This is a genomic window from Dietzia sp. CW19 (genome assembly GCF_014145265.1).
Lineage (GTDB): Bacteria > Actinomycetota > Actinomycetes > Mycobacteriales > Mycobacteriaceae > Dietzia > Dietzia natronolimnaea.
Genome location: NZ_JAALEE010000377.1, coordinates 1 through 1,258, shown reverse-complemented (window position 1 = coordinate 1,258; position 1,258 = coordinate 1). Strand labels below are relative to the sequence as shown.

Annotated in this window: 1 protein-coding gene; it reads left to right on the top strand. The window is 69.3% G+C overall.

Features of this window, described 5'->3' with window-relative positions:
• Window positions 1-63 precede the first annotated feature (63 nt).
• On the top strand, window positions 64-1,258 hold a 1,195-nt coding region (gene ftsW, locus G6021_RS11630; protein ID WP_182641341.1), incomplete at its 3' end, for a putative lipid II flippase FtsW.

The following is a 1,258-nucleotide window of genomic DNA, read 5'->3' as shown; positions in this document are numbered from 1 at the left end:
GACTACGGCCACCGCGGGCGCAGCTTCGCGCTCGCCGTGGGCCGGGTCGCCGGGAGGTAGGGCATGGCACTTGAAGAACCCGCTCGCCGGGACGACGCCGACGAGGCCGGCGCCGCGACCCGGCCCGATCTGTTGGGGCGCATCGCCGCGCCACTGGCCGCGATCGACCGTGCGCCGCTGACCTCGTACCACGTGGTCATGGTGGTCACCGCCCTGCTCACCGTGATCGGCCTGGGGATGGTGCTGGCGAGCTCCAACGTCCTCGCCTTCTCCGGTGGCGGCACGCCGTTCGACATCTTCCTGCGCCAGGCCGTGTTCGTCACGATCGGCTGGGTGGGGTTCGTGGTGGCCCTGCGCATGCGGTTCGAGCTGCTGCGGGCTGCCGCGCTGCCGATGCTCCTGGTGTCCATCGGTCTGCTCATCGCCGTGCTGATCCCCGGTGTGGGCATGGAGATCAACGGCTCCCGCGGGTGGATCGACCTCGGCTTCTTCGCGATCCAGCCCGCCGAGATCGCCAAGTTCGCGTTCATCATCTGGGCGTCGTCGGTGGTGGCCAAGCGCATCCGCACCGGGTACTGGCTCGACCTGCTCTTCCCGGCCATCGTGGGGTACGGGGTGGTCGCCGCCCTCGTCGTCGTCGCCCCCGACCTCGGCATGGCCACGGCGGTGACCATCGCATTCCTGTGCGTGCTGTGGTTCTCCGGGTACCCTACCCGGCACTTCGTGTGGGTGATCGCGTTCGGCACCGTCGTGTTCGGCGTCCTCGCCGTGACGTTCGCCTACCGCTTCGAGCGCGTCCGGACCTTCTTCAACACCTTCGTCGGTGACTTCTCGAACCCCCAGGGTTCGGCCTACCAGTCGTATCAGGGGATGCTCTCGCTCGCCGAGGGCGGCCTGTTCGGGGTGGGCCTGGGGCAGTCCAGCGCCAAGTGGTTCTACCTCCCGGAGGCGACCAACGACTTCATCTTCGCCATCATCGGGGAGGAGCTCGGCTGGTTCGGCGCCGCCGTGGTCGTCACGCTGTACCTGGCGCTGGGGTGGGCCGGCATGCGCGTCGCGCTGCGGTCGGCGGACCCGTTCCGTCGCCTGCTGGCCGGCACGATCACCACGACGATCGTGCTGCAGGCGTTCATCAACATCGGGTACGTGGTGGGTCTGCTCCCGGTCACCGGCCTCCAGCTGCCCCTCATCTCCAACGGTGGCACCTCGGCGGTCGTGACCCTGGCCTCCCTCGGTCTCCTCGCCAACTGCGCCCGCC